Here is a 17431-nt window from a genome sequence, read left to right as displayed (position 1 = left end):
CATGGCCATTTACCTCACCAAGGAGAGCAAGGTCCTCGTCCAGGGCATGACCGGAGGCGAGGGTATGAAGCACACCCGGCGCATGATCGCGGCCGGCACGAACGTCGTCGGCGGCGTCAACCCGCGCAAGGCGGGCCGTACCGTCGACTTCGACGACCGCGCCGTACCCGTCTTCGGGTCGGTCGCCGACGGTATACAGTCGACCGGCGCCGATGTGAGTGTCGTCTTCGTCCCGCCGGCTTTCGTCAGGGCGGCGGTGACCGAGGCCGCCGACGCCGGGATCGGTCTCGCCGTCGTCATCACCGAGGGCATCCCGGTCCACGACTCCGTCTCCTTCGCCGCGTACGCGAAGGCACGCGGCACGCGGGTCATCGGTCCCAACTGCCCCGGCCTGATCACCCCCGGCCAGTCCAACGCGGGCATCATCCCGGCCGACATCACCAAGCCGGGCCGTATCGGACTGGTCTCCAAGTCCGGCACGCTCACCTACCAACTCATGTACGAGCTGCGGGACATCGGGTTCTCGACCTGCGTCGGCATCGGCGGCGACCCGGTGGTCGGCACCAGCCACATCGACTGCCTGGCCGCCTTCCAGGACGACCCCGACACCGAACTCGTCGTGCTCATCGGGGAGATCGGCGGTGACGCGGAGGAACGGGCGGCGGCCTACATCCGCGACCACGTCACCAAGCCCGTGGTCGGCTACATCGCCGGCTTCACCGCGCCCGAGGGCAGGACCATGGGGCACGCGGGCGCGATCGTGTCCGGTTCGTCGGGCACCGCGCAGGCGAAGAAGGAGGCGCTGGAGGCGGCGGGGGTACGGGTGGGCGATACGCCCACCGAGACCGCGCGGCTCGCCCTCGCCGTACTCGACGAAGGGGCGTGACCGCACTCCCATGGCCACCACCCTCACCCTCAAGTCAGGTACTTCCTGGGCCGACGCCTGGCGGCGCTGCCTCGCTGTCGCCCCGGAGGCATTCCGCGACGACCGTGTCCTCAACCTCTGGAACGCCGGCTGGCAGGCGGACGGCCGTACGCTGCCCGCCACCAGCCCGGTCGACGGCAGCCCGATCGTGGGACCTCCGCGTCTGGACCGGGCCACCGCGCACCAAGCGGTCCGTGCCTCGCTCGATCAGCACCGCGCCTGGCGGCATGTGCCGCTCGACGAGCGCCGGGCCCGGATCGCCGCCACCCTCGACGCCCTCGCCGAGCACCGTGAACTCCTCGCCCTGCTGCTGGTCTGGGAGATCGGCAAGCCGTGGCGGCTCGCGCAGGCCGACGTCGACCGGGCCGTCGACGGGGTGCGCTGGTACGTCGACGGCATCGAGGAGATGACGGCCGGCCGGGCTCCGCTGGACGGCCCGGTCTCCAACATCGCGAGCTGGAACTACCCGATGAGCGTGCTCGTTCACGCAGTGCTGGTGCAGGCACTTGCGGGCAACGCGGTCATCGCCAAGACCCCCACCGACGGCGGTGTCGCCTGTCTGACCCTGGCCTGTGCGCTGGCCGCCCGGGAGGGGATCCCCGTCACCCTCGTCAGCGGCAGCGGGGGCGAGTTGTCCCAGGCGCTGGTGCGGGCGCCCGAGATCGGCTGTGTCTCCTTCGTCGGCGGCCGCGACACCGGCGCCGCGGTGGCCACGGCCGTCGCCGACCTCGGCAAACGGCATGTACTCGAACAGGAGGGACTCAACACCTGGGGCATCTGGAACTACTCGGACTGGGACACCCTGACGGCGGTGATCCCCAAGCTCTTCGACTACGGCAAGCAGCGCTGCACGGCGTATCCGCGGTTCGTCGTCCAGCGTGAGCTGTTCGACGCGTTCCTCGCGGCGTACCTCCCGGCGGTGCGCACGCTGACCCTCGGGCATCCGCTGGCCGTGGAGCAGCGCGCCGACCCCTACCCCCGGCTGGACTTCGGACCGGTGATCAACGCGGCCAAGGCCAAGGACCTGCGCGACCAGGTCGCCGAGGCCATCGACCGCGGTGCCGTCCCCCTGTACCGGGGCAGTCTGGCGGACGCCCGTTTCCTGCCCGGCCAGGACACCTCGGCGTACGTCCAGCCCGTCACGCTGCTGGGTCCGCCGCCGTCCTCGCCGCTGCACCACGCGGAGCCGTTCGGTCCGGTCGACACGATCGTCCTGGTCGACACGGAGGCGGAGCTGCTGGCCGCGATGAACGCGTCCAACGGCGCGCTCGTCGCCACCCTGTCCACGGACGACCGCGCCACCTACGACCGGCTGTCCCCGCAGATCCGCGCCTTCAAGGTCGGCCACGGCCGGCCCCGCTCGCGCGGCGACCGCGAGGAACTCTTCGGCGGGTTCGGCGCGTCCTGGCGCGGCGCGTTCGTCGGCGGGGAACTCCTGGTGCGCGCGGTGACCCGGGGGCCGGTGGGGGAGAGGCTGCCGGGGAACTTCCCGGAGTACCAGCTGATGCCCTGACCACTCGTCCCGGCGCAGACGACCGGCGGTCACCTCCGGTGAGCGGCCGGATACCCACGGGGCGCGGTGAGTGCCGGCCGGCGCGACCGGACGGACGGACCGCGACCGTGGTGGCGGGCGCCCCGCGATCACGTCCCCGGTGGAGGAATCCGCGGGGACGTGACCGGTCCGTGGCACGGTGTGACGGGTCCGGGCCCCGGACCCGTCACCTGCCCGGCGGGCGGATATGCAGGTGAAACGCACTCCGAAACCTTGGTATTGTTGTCCATGTCGCCGCGGGGAACACCCCTTCGAGCGACAGACACGTTGTCCGGGTGGCGGAATGGCAGACGCGCTAGCTTGAGGTGCTAGTGCCCTTTATCGGGCGTGGGGGTTCAAGTCCCCCCTCGGACACTCTCTGTGATTCCATCTTGTGCGGGTCGAGCCCAGCTCGGCCCGCACAAGGCGTTTGCGGTCGGCTTGCCCGCCTCGCCGGCGACCGTCTCCGACGGCTCACACTTCTTCCGGACGGGCACCGTCTCCCTCCCGGCCGCTCGGCGCGGCCCGCCGCCAGGGCCGGCTCGCCGTCGGTGACCGCGTCCCGCTCGCCGCTTTCGGCGGCGGCATGAACCTCGCTGCCGGACCGTGCGTCCGGCCGGCCCTTCCCACTCTGTGTGCCGAGTGGATTCCGTTCCGTGATTGCCCGGTCCGGCAGCCCTATGAATTACCCCTGAATGTCGCGGAAGCCCGTTTATCACTTGCCTTGCGGCGCCCTTGACACGTGTCGTTGCGGAGGCTGCTCTCCCGTACGGCTGACGGTCCGTCAATGTTCATCAGGATCCCCATATTGACGGTCTGTGTTGTCTTCTTGTGGTGATACGATCACGCTCGCTTGTAGAGCGGGCGGATGGGTGCAAGACGACATCTCCGACTACGGGGACAGTCCGGGCGGCAACCCCGGTGCGGGCGGTCCGCCGGTCCACCCGCAATTGACGGGAATTCAGCAACTGGCCGTCAGTCGAGGCCGCCTGAAGAGAGTCTTATGACTGATTACATACAGAACCCGGTACTCTGGGCTCTCCTCGTCGCCGTACTCGTCGCCGTCGCCCTCATTGTTCGCCAGCGCAGGGCGGCGCGGACGTTAAGGCAGGAGTTCGCAGATCTCCGGGCTCGTCACACCGAGCTCGAGAACGGGTACGCGAAATCCGTCGAGGCAGCTCAGGAAAGAGCCGAAGAGGCTACGAAAACGGTCCTGAAGTCCGCCATGCGGACCCTCCAGGGCCTGGCCGCGGAACAGCAGTTGATTGTCTCCCGGCTGCAGAACAAATACGGTGAGTCGGTCATCCTCCAGGACCTGCTGGAGATCGACCACACCAACTCCCAGTTCGGCCGCCGCGCCCAGTCCATCGCCGTGCTCTGCGACGGCTGGCTCGGACGTCAGCGCGATGTCGCGTCGGTCTACGACGTCGTCCGCAGCGCCCAGGGCAGGGTCCGGCATTACCGGCGGGTGGAAATTCTCTCGCAGGTCGACTTCGGCATCACCAGCCGCGCCGTCGAACCGGTGGCACTGGCCCTCGCCGAGCTGCTCGACAATGCCACCAGCTATTCCAGCCCGGACACCGTCGTCGAAATCAACATCCGCACCGTGCCCAAGGGCATTTGCATCGTCGTGGACGACGCCGGTGTCGGTATGAACGACGAGGAACGGGCCCGCGCCGAGAAACTCCTCACCAGTGAGCGCGTCTCCGGCGTCTCCGCGCTCGGCAACCCGCCGCAGTTCGGCTTCGCCGTGATCGGCGTGCTCAGCGAGCGCTTCGGCTTCGAGGTGTCCGTGGACTCCAGCTCCCCGTACGGAGGTGTCCGCGCCGTCCTCCTCCTGCCGCACGACCTGCTCACCAACGCGCCCGAGCAGAAGGAGCCGGCGCCCGTCGCACCCCCCGTGACGGCCGCACCGGCCCCGAGTGGCCCCGAGGCCCCGCTGGCCATGACCACCACCCCCGACGGGCTGCCGAAGCGGCGCCGCAAGCGGCCGATGGCCATCGTGCCCGGCAGCGCGTCGAACGGCTCCGGCCCCGCCCGCTCGGGTGCGGAGACGGCGGCGATCATGGGCGCCTTCCAGCGAGGCACCCGGTCGGGCCGGGCCTCGCAGACGGACCCCGCGGAACAGTCGAGCAGCACCCGTGGTGCAAGCAGCGAAGGGCATGAGTTCTCGTGAACGACGATCTGTCATGGATGCTTGACAGCGCCCTGGAGATTCCCGGGGCCCTGCACGCCGTCCTGATCTCCGCCGACGGCCTGCTGATGGCACGGACGCAGGACTTCGGCAAGGACGACGCGGACCGGGTGGCCGCCGCGATGAGCGGCGTGCAGTCGCTCAGCCGCTCGCTCGCCTTCTTCTGCGAGGACGCCAACCAGCGGTGGCGGCAGACGTTGGTCGAGTTCGACGGCGGCTGGGTCTTCCTGATCTCCGCCGGCGAGGGCGCCTACCTCGGCGTCTCCGCCTCGCCCGACGTCGACATGCAGGACATCACCTTCCGGATGCAGCAGCTCGTCGGCCAGCTCGGCAAGGCCCTGACGACACCGCCGCGCGAGAACCTCGGCGTACGGTCATGACCGGCTTCGACGAACTGGAGCCCCAGACGCCGGAATTAGTGCGTCCGTACGTCATCACCAAGGGACGCGGACTGCCCGACGAGGACAAGCTCTCCCTCATCACCCTGGTCACCGCCGCCGCCGACGAGCAGCAGCGGCCCACCCGGCTGTCCCCGGAGGAGCAGAGCCTGCTCGACCTGTGCTCGGCGGGCTACCTCTCGGTCGCCGAGATCGCGGGGCACACCCAACTGCCCCTCGGTGTCGTCAAGATCCTCCTCGCCGCCCTCACCGAGGGCGGCTACCTCGTCACCCGCCCGCCCGTACAGCGGGCACCGCTCGCCGACAGGGAGATCCTGGAGGAGGTGCTGAATGGTCTCAGGGCCAAGTTTGGATGAGCATGCGTACGTCCGCGAGGGCGCGACGCAGACGGCGGTGAAGATCCTCGTCGTGGGCCACTTCGCGGTGGGCAAGACCACGTTCATCGGGGCGATCTCCGAGATCGATCCGCTGTCCACCGAGGAGACGATGACCCGGGCCGCCGAGTCGGTCGACGACCTCAAGGGAGTCCAGGGCAAGACCACCACCACGGTCGCCATGGACTTCGGCCGTCTGACCATCAGCGACCGCGTCGTGCTGTACCTGTTCGGAACGCCGGGCCAGCAGCGTTTCGTGCAGATGTGGGAGGACATGGCGCGCGGCGCGCTCGGCGCGCTCGTGCTCGTCGACCCCGAGCGACTCGCGGACTCCTTCGCCGTGATCGACCTGATCGAGCAGTACGGACTCGACTACGCCATCGCCGTCAACCACTTCGACGGCTCGCCGCTGCGCGACGAGATGGCCCTGCGCGACGCACTGGACCTGCTCGACGACACCCCCGTCGTCACCTGCGACGCACGAGACGAGAAGTCCTCGGCCGAAGCGCTGATCACTCTCGTCCGCCACCTGCAGGACCGTGCCCACTAGGAGCAGACATGGACGCCCAACCCACCGCCCCCGTGCCCCCGCCCGGGTGCCCGGCGCACAACTCGGGCGGCAGAGTGCCGCTGTACGGGCCGGAGTTCGCGGCCGACCCGCAGGCCTACTACGCCTACCTCCGCCACTACGGGCCGACCGCGCCCGTCGAGCTCTCCCCGGGAGTCGAGGCCACCCTCGTCACCGACTACGCGACCGCACTCCAACTCCTGCAGGACTCCGGCTCGTTCCGCAAGGACGCGCGCCGCTGGCGGGACCTCGGCGAAGGCAAGATCCCGCACGACAGCCCGGTCGCGCCGGTGCTGGCGTACCGCCCCAACGCCATGTTCAGCGACGGCGCCGAGCACCTGAGGCTGCGTCAGGCCATCACGGACAGCATGGCCCGCATCGACTCGCGCAAGGTGAGCCAGAGCACCGAGCAGGTCTCCAACTACCTGATCTCCCAGTTCGGTTCGCGCGGCTCGGCCGACCTGCTCGGCGACTACGCCAAGCAGCTGCCGCTGTTCGTGTTCAACGAACTCTTCGGTGTGCCCGCCGACATCGGCGACCGCATCGTGTTCGGCATCACCGGCATGTTCGACGGCGTCAACGCCGAGCAGGCGATGGGGGTGCTGTTCGGCGCGGTCGGCGAACTGGTGGCGCTCAAGCGGACACGGCCGGGCGACGACGTCACCTCCTGGCTGAGCCAGCACCCCGCCAAGCTCACCGACGAGGAGATGGTCCATCAGCTCGCCCTGCTGATGGTCGGCGGCAACGAACCGCTGCGCAACCTCATCGGCAACACCCTGCACCGGTTGCTCACCCAAGACAAGTACGCCCACCAGGGCGGTCTCATCGACGAGGCGATCGACGACACGCTGTGGGAGAACCCGCCCATGCAGAACCTGGGCGCCCACTACCCCGCCTCGGACATGGAGTTCGCCGGGCAGAAGCTGCAGGCGGGCGACCTGGTCCTGGTCAGCTTCGCCGCCGCCAACACCGGTCCGGCCCTGACCGCGGCCCGGCAGGCGGGCAGCAACCGCGCCCATCTGTCATGGAGCGCCGGCCCGCACGCCTGCCCCTCGAAGGACCCCGCGCGCCAGATCACCGTGACGGCCATCGAGAACCTGCTCAACAAGGTGCCGGACGTCGAACTCGCCGTCCCCGTCGAGAGCCTGACCTGGCGGCCCGGCCCCTTCAACCGCGGACTCGCCGCGCTGCCCGCCAAGTTCACCCCCGTCCAGCCCGTGCGTAGGCCCGAGCCCCAGGCCACCGCCGAGACGCATGTCGGCGCCGAGCGCACCGCGAGGGGCGGCAGGGGCGAACGCGGAGGCGTGTGGAGCCAGTTCCTCAACTGGCTGACGAGGTGATGCACAACAGGACAACGGGGTGATTCTCACAACACCTCCCAACTCTTCACGATTGCATGACGATTCAACCTCTGGGGTAGTGAGGAACGCGGCATTCCGTGTTACTCACGAGACAGAGGAGGTGCCGTGGATCACATATCCGCGGACGCCGTGTTCATACGACCCCCCATCGTCGTGCAGCCCCTGATACCCGCCCCGCCAGGCGGGTATCTTCTTGTTCGTCGCCTCCCTTCGGGGGAGGGGCGGTGACCGGGTCCGAACCCGGGGCCGCGCAGGCGCCCGACGCGGGCACGCTGGGCGCTCACGTGACACGTCAGCTGCTGCGGCTGAGCGAGATCGCGGGGCTTCCCGACGTCGACTCCCACATCTACGCGCGCACACTCGTCGAGGCGCTGGGCCCCGTCTCCGGGCGGCCGCTGGATCTGCCGCCGCCCAGCGACAGCTTCCTCTCCGACGACCACACGCCCGTGGAGTACTCGCTCTCCTTCGAACCCGGCAGGGCACCCACCCTGAGGGTCCTGCTGGAGCCGGGCGCCGGTGCCGGCGGACTGGCGCGCAGCGGCCGTACCGGACTGCGGGTCCTGCGTGAACTCGCCGGACGCTGGGGCGTCACGACCACCCCTCTCGACGAACTGGAGGACCTGTTCTTCCCGCCGTCCCCCGAGGGCCCGCTGGCCCTGTGGTGCGCCCTGGAACTGCGCCCTGGCGGCGTCCCCCGGGTCAAGGCCTACCTCAACCCCGCGGCGAACGGACCCGCACACGCGGCGAAGACGGTCCGCAAGGCGCTGAAACGTCTCGGCCACCGCCGGGCCTTCAAGGCGCTCCCCGACGGGGACCGTCATCTGTTCTTCGCCCTGGACCTCGGCGACTGGGACGAACCACGGGTGAAGGTCTACCTCGCGCACCACGACCTGCCGGCGGCTCAGGTGGGCGGCCTGTCCCGCATGGACGACGGCCCCGAACCCGCGGAGATCGAGGAGTTCCTCCGCGCCGCCACCGGACCCGAAACCGGGGCCGACGGCTTAGCCGGTGACGGCGGGCCGCAGCCACGGATCGTCCGCCGGCCCCTGCAGACCTGCCACGCCTTCACCGACACGGCAGCCGGCCGGCCCGGCGGCTTCACCCTCTACGTCCCGGTACGGGACCACGCCCCCCACGACGGCGAGGCCCTGGCCCGCGCCACGGCACTGCTGCGGCGCTACGGCATGGACCCCGCACCGCTGCAACCCGCCCTGGCGGCCGTCACCTCCCGCAGACCCGAGGACGGCGTCGGACTCGTCGCCTACCTGGGCCTCGCCCACCAGCACGGCCGCCCGCCCCGGATCATGACGTACATCTCCTCGGAGGCGTACGAGGTCCGCCCGCCCGCCGCCCCCGTACCCGCCGAAGCCACGGCCGGACGGTAGCCGGCGGCACCGCACCGACAGCGGTACCGCAGTAACCCGCACCACAGAAATTCCGAGGGGAGCCGTACGCCGGCGTCGTCGAACCGCTCCCCTCCCCCCACGACCATGTGGACGCGCAGGCCGCCCAGACCGCCCGGGCGGCGGCACGGCCAAGGGGTCCGGCCCGCGAAGACGGCCTCCGCGCACCGAACCCCTGTCCCACGCCGGCCCTCGGGCCGCCGTCACTCCGCGCGCAACTCCTCCAGGTACGGTGCCACGTTGACCTGGATCGACGCGCTCTGCGCCTGACCGTACTGGCCCGCGATTCCGCCCAGGTAGGCGCTGATCTCCTTGCGCATGACCTCCGGCTCCGGGAGGACGGCCCGCCCCGCGACGAGCCGTGCCACCCAGCGTGACTGGGCCTCCACCAGCCGGGTGATCGAACCGTGCGGACGGACCAGACCGATGAAGTGCAGTCCGGGGTGGCCCGGCGCGACGACCCGCTTGTACAGCTCGACCGAGCCCTGCGCGCCGATCGGGCAGTCGGCGGGCAGGAACGGAAACGCCATGCGGTAACCGGTGCAGTAGACGATGGCGTCGGCGGCTGCGGAGGTGCCGTCCGTGAACACCACCCGGTCGCCCTCGACGAAGTCGATCGCGGGCCGCGGAGTGACCCCGCCGTGGCGTATACGGGTGAGGATCTCGTCGGAGATCGTCACGGCCGACGCGAAGATCGGGTGGTCCGGCTCGGGCAGGCCGTAGTCCGAGAGCTTGCCCCGCGCCACGAGCAGGGCCTGCTCGATGAACCGCCGTTGCTCCTCCAGGGACATGCTCGTCCACCACGGGGCCTCGGCGACGTCGTCCAGGGGCATGCCGAAGAGCTGTTTGGGCAGGATGTGCAGGCCCCGGCGCACGGAGAGAACCGTCTGCGCGGCGTACCGGGAGACGTCCGCGGCGATGTCCACCGCCGAGGCGCCGAGCCCCACGACGACGACGCGCTCGCCGGTGTAGTCGCTGCCGTCGCGGTAGTCCAGCGCGTGCAGAATCCTTCCCTCGAAGGTGTCGGCACCCGGCGGCGGAGGGGGCAGGACGGGCTCGGTGTTGTGCCCCGAGGCCACGATCACCTGGGTGAAGGCGCGTTCTCGGCGAGCGCCGCCGGCGTCCCGGCTGACGACCGTCCACGAACCGTCGGCGTCCTGCCGTACCGACTCGACGGCCGTCTCCAGCTCGATGTGGTCCAGGACGCCGGCCCACTCGGCGAAGGAACGCAAGTAGGCGGCGAAGTCGCTGTGCCGGGGATAGACGGGGTACGAGGCCGGCATGGGGAAGTCGGCGTAACCGGTCAGCTGCTTGTTGGTGTTGAGGTGGAGCGAGAGATAGCCCGGGCCGCGTTCACCGGCCGACGGCTGCCGCCAGAGCCCGCCCACCTCGCGCGCCCGGTCCAGGCAGACGAAGTCGACGCCCTCGGACTTCAGCGCATGAGCCGTCGCCAGTCCCGACAGGCCTGCACCGATCAGACACACACGCACGGGACCCCCCACAGAAAAGACACCATCCTTTCGCGCACCCGCAATTGACTGCCCATCCGGCCCACGCCCCACGCCTCTCGCACCAGCGACAAGGATCACAGGAGGCGAGGGCGTAGAGGCCGGGAAGGGCGGGGTGAGCAGGGAGGACGAGAGGTGCCCGGGGGAGCCGGCTGGTCCCGGGTGGGGCCCGGGTGGAGGTTGTGTCGTCTAGTCCCGGGCGGACGCCCACAGCCCCCGTACATGCCCCAGGTGCCGTGTCATGACCTCGCGCACGGCCCGCTCGTCGCGGGCCAGCAAAGCGTCCAGGAGTTCCAGGTGCTCCTCGGCGGAGGCCAGCAGCCGGCCCGACGCGGCGAGGGCGGTCAGACCGTAGAGGCGGGCCCGGCCGCGCAGACCGCGAACCACCTCGACGAGATGGGCGTTGCCGGCCAGGGCGAGCAGGCCCAGGTGGAAGCGGGTGTCGGCCTCGACATAGGCGATGAGGTCGCCCGCGACCGCGGCGGAGACGATCTCCCGGGCGGCCGGCCGCAGCGCCTCCAGCGACACCGGGTCGGCGGTCGTGGCCAGCGCGGCGACCGTGGGGATCTCGATGAGCGCGCGGACGTGCGTGTACTCGTCGAGCTGCTGGTCGGAGACCTCCGTGACCCGGAACCCCTTGTTGGGGACCGGGCCCACCAGGCCTTCCTTGGCCAGGTCCAGCATCGCCTCGCGGACCGGGGTCGCCGAGACGCCGAACCGGGTGGCCAGGGCCGGTGCCGAGTACACCTCGCCGGGCCGCAGTTCGCCCGCGATCAGCGCGGCCCGCAGGGCGTCCGCGACCCGCTCGCGGTAGCTGCTGCGGCGGCCGCCGAGCACGGGGAGCGACGGTGCGGCGTGCTGCGGGCTGCTGCTCGGGGGCGGGGCGGCCATGACGGGTCTCCTCGGAACGGGCTGTGCCATATCACGTACCACCAGTATCTACGGTGGTGCGGTCCCCGGTGTCAGAGCACGAACCCGGCCGGGAACGGGTCCGTCGGGTCCAGCAGGTACTGGGCCGTGCCGGTGATCCAGGCACGGCCCGTGAAGCTGGGCAGGACCGCGGGCCGGCCGGCGACCTCCGTCGTCCCGAGCAGCCTGCCGGTGAAGCGGGTGCCGATGAACGACTCGTTCACGAACTCCGTGTGCAACGGGAGTTCGCCCCGGGCGTGCAGTTGCGCCATACGCGCGCTGGTCCCCGTACCGCACGGGGAGCGGTCGAACCAGCCGGGGTGGATGGCCATCGCGTGCCGGGAGTGACGGGCGGTGGCGCCGGGTGCGTACAGATGGACGTGGTGGCAGCCGCGGATGGACGGATCCTCCGGATGGACCGGCTCTTCCTCGGAGTTGATGGCCTCCATCAGCGACAGCCCCGCCCGCAGGATGTCGTCCTTGCGGGCACGCTCGAAGGGCAGCCCGAACTGCTCGAGCGGCAGGATCGCGTAGAAGTTGCCGCCGTACGCGAGGTCGTAGGTCACCGTACGGCCGTCGGGCAGCGTGGCCTTGCGGTCCAGGGCGACCGAGAAGGAGGGCACGTTGCGCAGGGTGACGGCCGTGGCCGCACCGTCCCGCACCGCCACCTCGGCGACGACGAGCCCGGCGGGGGTGTCCAGGCGGATGGTGGTGACCGGTTCGACGACCTCCACCATGCCGGTCTCGACGAGTACGGTCGCCACGCCGATCGTGCCGTGCCCGCACATCGGCAGATAGCCGGACACCTCGATGTACACGACGCCCCAGTCGCAGTCGGGGCGGGTGGGCGGCTGGAGGATCGCCCCGCTCATCGCGGAGTGCCCGCGCGGCTCGTTCATCAGCAACTGCTTGATGTCGTCGCGGTGTTCACGGAAGTACAGCCGCCGCTCGTTCATCGTCGCGCCCGGGACGGTGCCGATCCCTCCGGTGACCACCCGGGTGGGCATGCCCTCGGTGTGCGAATCGACGGCGTGCAGGACGAGTTTGCTGCGCATGAAGTCCCTTTCTCTGCCGTGGTGTTGTGGCCCCCGGATCGGTGCGGTGGCGTGACGGTCCCCGGGCTAGGCGAGGCCCGCGGCGACCGCCTTCTCGGTGGCCGCGCGGACCGCCGCCTCCTGTTCCGGCAACAGCGGGACGCGGGGCGGACGGCACCGGCCGCCGTGCCTGCCCACCACGTCCATCGACAGTTTGATCGCCTGCACGAACTCGACCCGGGAGTCCCACCGCAGCAGCGGATGCAACTGCCGGTACAGGGGCAGCGCGGTGGTGAGGTCACCGGCGACGGCGGACCGGTACAGCTCCACCGAGGCACGCGGCAGCGCGTTGGGATACCCGGCCACCCAGCCCTTCGCGCCGGCCACCGCCAGCTCCAGCAGTACGTCGTCGGCCCCGATCAACAGGTCGAGTTCCGGGGCGAGTTCAGCGATGCGGTAGGCGCGACGGACATCGCCCGAGAACTCCTTCACGCCCTGGACGAGCCCCTCGCCGTGCAGCCGGGCCAGCAGCTCGGGCACGAGGTCGACCTTGGTGTCGATCGGGTTGTTGTACGCCACCACCGGCAGACCCGCCTCAGCGACCTCCGCGTAGTGGGCCACGACCGCCCGCTCGTCGGCGCGGTAGGCGTTGGGCGGCAGCAGCATCACCGCCCCGCAGCCCGCCTCGCGCGCCTGCTCCGCCCAGCGCCGCGACTCCGCCGAACCGTACGCCGCGACCCCCGGCATCACCCGGTCCCCGCCGATCGCGGCCACCGCGGTCTCCACCACCCGGGTGCGCTCCTCGGGCGTGAGGACCTGGTACTCGCCGAGCGAGCCGTTCGGTACGACCCCGTCACAGCCGTTCGCCACCAGCCAGGCGCAGTGCTCGGCGTACCGGTCGTAGTCCACGGAGAGGTCCTCGCGGAGAGGGAGCGCGGTCGCGACGAGGACGCCTCGCCAGGGCCGGTGCTGAGGAGCGGTCATGGGAGGGGCCTCTCTTCCGTCGATGGGTTCGGCTGTCGTCCGGCGCGTTGTCCCGGGTGGTCTCCCCGGCCCGGTGACGTGTGACATATCACTGGGAGGGCGGCGGATCGGTGAGTGCGGCCAGTACGCCCAGGGGGACGGGGCGGGCCAGCAGTCGTCGTGCCGGGGTGGCGTCGCAACCGGCCACGCCCGCCACCCCGGGTTCGCACATCCGTCCCTGGCACCAGCCCATGCCGGCCCGGGTGAGCAGCTTCACGGTGCGCAGGTCGCCGGCGCCGAGCGAGCCGACGGCGTGACGGACAGCCCCGGCGGTGACCTCCTCGCAGCGGCAGACCACCGTCTCGTCGGTGACCCGTTCCGCCCAGCGGGCCGCGGGCGCGTAGGCGCCGTCGAGTTCCGCGAAGAAGGCGCGCAGTCGTGTACGGGCCCGGGCGGCCGGCGCCCACCCGCTCGGGTCGGGGACGGTGCCCCGGAGGCGGGCTGCCGCGGACCGTCCCGCGATGTGCCCCTCGGCCAGGGACAGAGCCGCGCCGCCGATCCCGGTGGTCTCGCCGGCGGCCCAGACGCCGGGGACGTCGGTGCGCTGTTCGTCGTCCACGCGCACGGCCGGTCCGTCGAGGCCGCAGCCGAGCCCGTCCGCGAGATCGGTGTGCGGCAGCAGCCCGTGGCTCACGGCGAGGGTGTCGCAGCGGAGGCGGCGCTCGGTGCCGGGCACGAGGCGCCCCCCGGGGCCGAGCGCGGCGACGGTCACGGACTCCAGCCGCTCGACGCCGTGCGCCTCCAGCACCGTATGACGCACCTTCACGGGGACGCGGTGCCAGAGGAGTTGGGCCGCGTGACCGGCGCCCTCGACGAGCTTGTCCGCCGCCGGGGCGAGGGTCCGGGCCCGGCGTACGAAGTTCCTCGGGTCGGCCGACTCGACCAGGGCCACCACCTCGGCGCCCGCCGCCGCGAGGCTCGTCGCGACGGGCAGCAGCAGGGGGCCCGTGCCGGCCACGACCGCCGTGCGACCCGGCAGCGCGAGTCCGCCCTTCAGCAGCGCCTGGGCGCCACCGGCGGTGACCACGCCCGGCAGCGTCCAGCCCGGGAACGGCAGGACCTTCTCGTATCCACCGGTCGCCAGCAGCACCCCGTCGGCGCGCACCGCGACGGACTCCCGCTGCTCCGGGCCGAGCAGCGCGTGGACCGTGAAGCCGGTCGACTCCCGCTCCACGCACCACACATGACGATCACTCAGGTGCGTGACCTGTCCGGCGGTGAGCTGCGCGTCGAGTGCGGTGCGCAGGCGTTCCCAGGTGCGCCAGTGGTGATGGAGCGCCCGGGGGCGTCGGGCGCCAAGGCCGCGTGCGGGCTGCCGGTAGAACTGGCCGCCCGGTTCCGCGGCGGAGTCGATCAGCGTCACACGGATGCCCCGCGCGGCCGCCGCCAGGGTGGCGGCGAGACCGGCCGGACCGGCTCCGATCACGGCGAGGACCGGGCGGCGCTCAGTCATCGTGGCCCGTCCCCTCCTGCGTACGGATGTCGGCGCCCGGTGTGGCGGGAACCAGGCAGGCCCGCTGGTCGGTGCGGCCGTCGACGGTGACCAGACAGTCGAAGCACACGCCGATCCCGCAGAACACTCCGCGCGGCCGTCCCCCGGCGCGCGTGCTGCGCCAGGCCGTGACGCCCGCCGACCACAGCACGGCGGCGACCGTCTGCCCGGGCAGCGCCTCGATCTCCCGGCCGTCGAAGGTGACGGTGAACGGCGCACCGGGCCGGGCCCGCACCAGGCGCAGCGGGTTCACGGGCGACCGCCCAGGGAGGTGGACGCGGCGGCCGACGGGCGGCACCGCCGGGACACGCGCGGTGTGGTCGGCTGTGTCGTCAACGGACGGCCTCCTCGGTGAAGCGGTCGGGGCGGAACGGTGCCAGGTCCAGCTCCGGGCTCCCGCCGGTCAGCGCCTGCGCGATCAGCTGGCCGGTGCCGGGCGCGAGCCCGATGCCGGCGCCCTCGTGCCCGCAGGCGTGGAACAGGCCGGGCACCCGCGGGTCGGGGCCGATGGCGGGCAGGTGGTCGGGCAGGTACGGGCGGAATCCGAGGTACGTGCGCATCGCCCGCACGTGTTCCAGGAACGGGAACAGCCGCGTCGCCCCGGCGGCGAGCGCCCGCAGGACCGGCAGGGAGAACGACCGGTCGAAGCCGACCCGTTCGCGGCTGGCGCCGATCAGTACGGGGCCTGCGGCGGTGCCCTCGACGACCGGCGAGGTCTGCAGGGCGGCGGAGTCGCTGGCCACGTCGGCCACGTAGTCGGCGGCGTACACCTTGTGCCGCACCCGGCGCGGCAGTGGTTCGGTGACCAGGACGAAGCCACGGCGGGGGAGTACCGGCAGGTCCGCCCCCGCCAGCGCGGCGACCTCACCGCCCCAGGTGCCGGCCGCGTTCACCACGGCCGGCGCGAGGATGTCGCCCCGGTCGGTGCGTACGCCGCGGACGGCGCCGTCGGTGCCGCGCAGCACCCCGGTCACCGTCCGGCCCGTCTCCAGACGCGCACCGGAGACGCGGAGGAGATGGGCCGCGGCCAGGGTGGGCATCACCTGGGCGTCCTGGGGATAGAGGACGCCGCCCGCGAGCCCAGGCGCCAAGTACGGCTCGTGATCGTGGAGTTGACCGGGGCCTACGGTGACCGTCTCCACCCCGGCGGCGCGCTGGCCGGCGGCCAGGTCCGTCAGGGCGGTGAGGGCGTCGGGCGTGGACGCCACGACGAGCCCGCCCTTGGGCTCGTACTCTACTGCCGCGCCGAGCTGTTCGGCGAGTTCCGCCCACAAACGCTGTGACAGCAGGGCAAGTTGGAGTTCGGGGCCGGGTTCCTTGTCGGAGACGAGGAGATTGCCTTCGCCCGCGCCGGTCGTGCCGCCCGCCACCGGGCCGCGATCCACCACGACGACGTCGAGCCCGGCGCGGGCCGCGTACAGCGCACAGGCGGCGCCCACCATGCCGGCGCCGACGACCACCACGTCACCGCTCGGTCGCTTGGTCACCACAGTAATATGTCACATGGTTCTGGCGGGAGGAAGAAGGCCTGAGCGGCGGGGGATGCCGGCCCGGTGGAGCGGGGCGGCCGTCACACGTACCGGACGAGGACCCGGACGGCCCGGGCGCCCCGGGCCGGAGGGGCGGTTCGGGCCGGACGGCCGGGGGTGGGACGGCCGGGACGGGCGCGGGGTGGTCACGAGTGCCTCCTGAGGAACGGAACGGGAAGGGCCTGCGGCCCCCTCCACGGCACCATCGGACCGGCCGCGCGACCAGCGCACTGATCCGTACGGGTGAACGAAGCGACAGCGGCCGGAAGCGGAAAATCTGAGGTGGGCGGAGCGGAGGCCGGGGCATCATGGCGGTTCCGTCGCCCGGCAACGGCGCACCACGCGCCGAGGCCGGCAGGGCACCGGGGCGACGGGCGGACCACCACCCAGGCACACCGCCGGGCGCACACCAACGGGGGCACCAGTGACCGTCACCAACATCCTCCTGTCCGGCATCGTCGGCTCGACCGCCTACGGGCTCGCGCGCGAAGGATCCGACGTGGACCGCCTCGGCATGTTCGCGGCGCCCACCGAGGAACTGCACGGCCTGCACACGCCGAAGGAGTCCCACGTCAGCACGGCGCCCGACCGCACCCTCCACGAGGCCGCCAAGTGGTGCCGCCTCGCCCTCGGCGGCAACCCGACCGTCATGGAACTCGTCTGGCTCCCGGACGAGTTGTACGAGGTCCGCACCCCGCTCGGTGACGAACTCGTCGGCATCCGTGGGACGTTGCCGAGCGCCCGTCGCGTCCGTGACGCCTACCTCGGCTACGCCACCCAGCAGTTCCGCAAGCTCGCCAACCGCAGCGACGGCACGCCCTCCGCGGAGACGGGCAGACGGATCGCCAAGAACGCCCGGCACCTCAAGCGGCTGTGCGCCCAGGGCTACGAGCTGTACGCCACCGGGCAGTTGACGATCCGCGTGGACGACCCGGAGAGCTATCACCGTTTCGGCGAGCAGGTCGCCGCCGATCCCGAGGCCGCCCTGTCGCTGCTGCGCGACTTCGAGGAGAAGTTCACCGGGACACGCAGCGTCCTGCCCGAACAGCCCGACGAGACGGCCGCCGAGGCCTGGCTGCGCCGGGTGCGCCGGCACTTCTACGCGGCGCAGGGGGAGCCGGCGTGACCGTGCGGGGGTGAGGGGCTCGGGTTCGCCGTAAATCACGTGCGGCGCCCACGCGT

General features: G+C 71.7%; 16 protein-coding genes and 1 tRNA gene. 10 read left to right on the top strand and 7 right to left on the bottom strand.

Going from position 1 to position 17431, the window contains the following annotated elements; all coding sequences use genetic code 11:
* Position 1 precedes the first annotated feature (1 nt).
* The 9 genes from sucD (at position 2) to ACIRF9_RS32980 (ending at position 8736) form a co-directional block, all read left to right on the top strand.
* The gene (gene sucD, locus ACIRF9_RS33020; RefSeq protein WP_403829649.1) at positions 2-886 is read left to right on the top strand and encodes a succinate--CoA ligase subunit alpha; all 885 of its coding nucleotides are present in this window, start codon (positions 2-4) and stop codon (positions 884-886) included.
* Between the two features lie 10 nt (positions 887-896).
* Entirely contained in the window at positions 897-2438 is a 1542-nt protein-coding gene (locus ACIRF9_RS33015) for an aldehyde dehydrogenase family protein (RefSeq protein WP_403829646.1), read from the top strand.
* A 308-nt stretch (positions 2439-2746) separates the two neighbouring features.
* A tRNA-Leu gene (locus ACIRF9_RS33010) sits at positions 2747-2831 on the top strand.
* A 628-nt stretch (positions 2832-3459) separates the two neighbouring features.
* On the top strand, positions 3460-4632 hold the full coding sequence (locus ACIRF9_RS33005; RefSeq protein ID WP_403829644.1) for an ATP-binding protein: 1173 nt from the start codon (positions 3460-3462) through the stop codon (positions 4630-4632).
* Positions 4629-5030, top strand: a complete 402-nt coding sequence (locus ACIRF9_RS33000) for a roadblock/LC7 domain-containing protein (protein ID WP_399097849.1) — start codon at positions 4629-4631, stop codon at positions 5028-5030. The genes ACIRF9_RS33005 and ACIRF9_RS33000 overlap by 4 nt, the downstream gene beginning before the upstream one ends.
* Positions 5027-5404 (top strand): DUF742 domain-containing protein, encoded by a 378-nt coding sequence (locus ACIRF9_RS32995; RefSeq protein WP_403829642.1) that lies wholly within the window; start codon positions 5027-5029, stop codon positions 5402-5404. The genes ACIRF9_RS33000 and ACIRF9_RS32995 overlap by 4 nt, the downstream gene beginning before the upstream one ends.
* Positions 5379-5972 carry a GTP-binding protein gene (locus tag ACIRF9_RS32990; RefSeq protein WP_403829641.1) on the top strand — a complete coding sequence of 198 codons (594 nt, stop codon included), beginning with the start codon at positions 5379-5381 and terminating at the stop codon, positions 5970-5972. The genes ACIRF9_RS32995 and ACIRF9_RS32990 overlap by 26 nt, the downstream gene beginning before the upstream one ends.
* An 8-nt stretch (positions 5973-5980) precedes the next feature.
* Complete coding sequence (locus tag ACIRF9_RS32985) at positions 5981-7330, top strand: cytochrome P450 (protein WP_403829639.1); 1350 nt, start codon at positions 5981-5983, stop codon at positions 7328-7330.
* Between the two features lie 245 nt (positions 7331-7575).
* Positions 7576-8736, top strand: a complete 1161-nt coding sequence (locus ACIRF9_RS32980) for a tryptophan dimethylallyltransferase family protein (RefSeq protein WP_403829637.1) — start codon at positions 7576-7578, stop codon at positions 8734-8736.
* Positions 8737-8957: 221 nt separating this feature from the next.
* Here the strand turns inward: ACIRF9_RS32980 and ACIRF9_RS32975 are convergent, their stop codons facing one another.
* The 7 genes from ACIRF9_RS32975 to ACIRF9_RS32945 form a co-directional block, all read right to left on the bottom strand.
* A complete protein-coding gene (locus ACIRF9_RS32975; RefSeq protein WP_403829635.1) occupies positions 8958-10244 on the bottom strand; it encodes a flavin-containing monooxygenase in 1287 nt (428 codons plus the stop codon).
* Between the two features lie 207 nt (positions 10245-10451).
* Complete coding sequence (locus ACIRF9_RS32970) at positions 10452-11153, bottom strand: GntR family transcriptional regulator (protein WP_403829632.1); 702 nt, start codon at positions 11151-11153, stop codon at positions 10452-10454.
* 71 nt (positions 11154-11224) lie between these two features.
* Positions 11225-12226, bottom strand: a complete 1002-nt coding sequence (locus ACIRF9_RS32965; protein WP_403829629.1) for a proline racemase family protein — start codon at positions 12224-12226, stop codon at positions 11225-11227.
* A gap of 66 nt (positions 12227-12292) precedes the next feature.
* Positions 12293-13189 carry a dihydrodipicolinate synthase family protein gene (locus ACIRF9_RS32960; RefSeq protein ID WP_403829626.1) on the bottom strand — a complete coding sequence of 299 codons (897 nt, stop codon included), beginning with the start codon at positions 13187-13189 and terminating at the stop codon, positions 12293-12295.
* 88 nt (positions 13190-13277) lie between these two features.
* Positions 13278-14681 carry an FAD-dependent oxidoreductase gene (locus tag ACIRF9_RS32955; protein ID WP_403829624.1) on the bottom strand — a complete coding sequence of 468 codons (1404 nt, stop codon included), beginning with the start codon at positions 14679-14681 and terminating at the stop codon, positions 13278-13280.
* Positions 14674-14973 carry a (2Fe-2S)-binding protein gene (locus ACIRF9_RS32950; protein WP_403829622.1) on the bottom strand — a complete coding sequence of 100 codons (300 nt, stop codon included), beginning with the start codon at positions 14971-14973 and terminating at the stop codon, positions 14674-14676. The genes ACIRF9_RS32955 and ACIRF9_RS32950 overlap by 8 nt, the downstream gene beginning before the upstream one ends.
* A 79-nt stretch (positions 14974-15052) precedes the next feature.
* The gene (locus tag ACIRF9_RS32945) at positions 15053-16207 is read right to left on the bottom strand and encodes an NAD(P)/FAD-dependent oxidoreductase (protein ID WP_403829619.1); all 1155 of its coding nucleotides are present in this window, start codon (positions 16205-16207) and stop codon (positions 15053-15055) included.
* A gap of 466 nt (positions 16208-16673) precedes the next feature.
* Here ACIRF9_RS32945 and ACIRF9_RS32940 point away from each other — a divergent pair, with 466 nt between their 5' ends.
* Entirely contained in the window at positions 16674-17375 is a 702-nt protein-coding gene (locus tag ACIRF9_RS32940; RefSeq protein WP_403829616.1) for a DNA polymerase beta superfamily protein, read from the top strand.
* The last annotated feature ends 56 nt before the right edge of the window (positions 17376-17431 follow it).

Source organism: Streptomyces sp. NPDC096132 (assembly GCF_044763345.1).
Classification (GTDB): domain Bacteria; phylum Actinomycetota; class Actinomycetes; order Streptomycetales; family Streptomycetaceae; genus Streptomyces.
The sequence above is the reverse complement of the archived record's forward strand: the minus strand, read 5'-3'. Positions and strand labels throughout refer to the sequence as shown.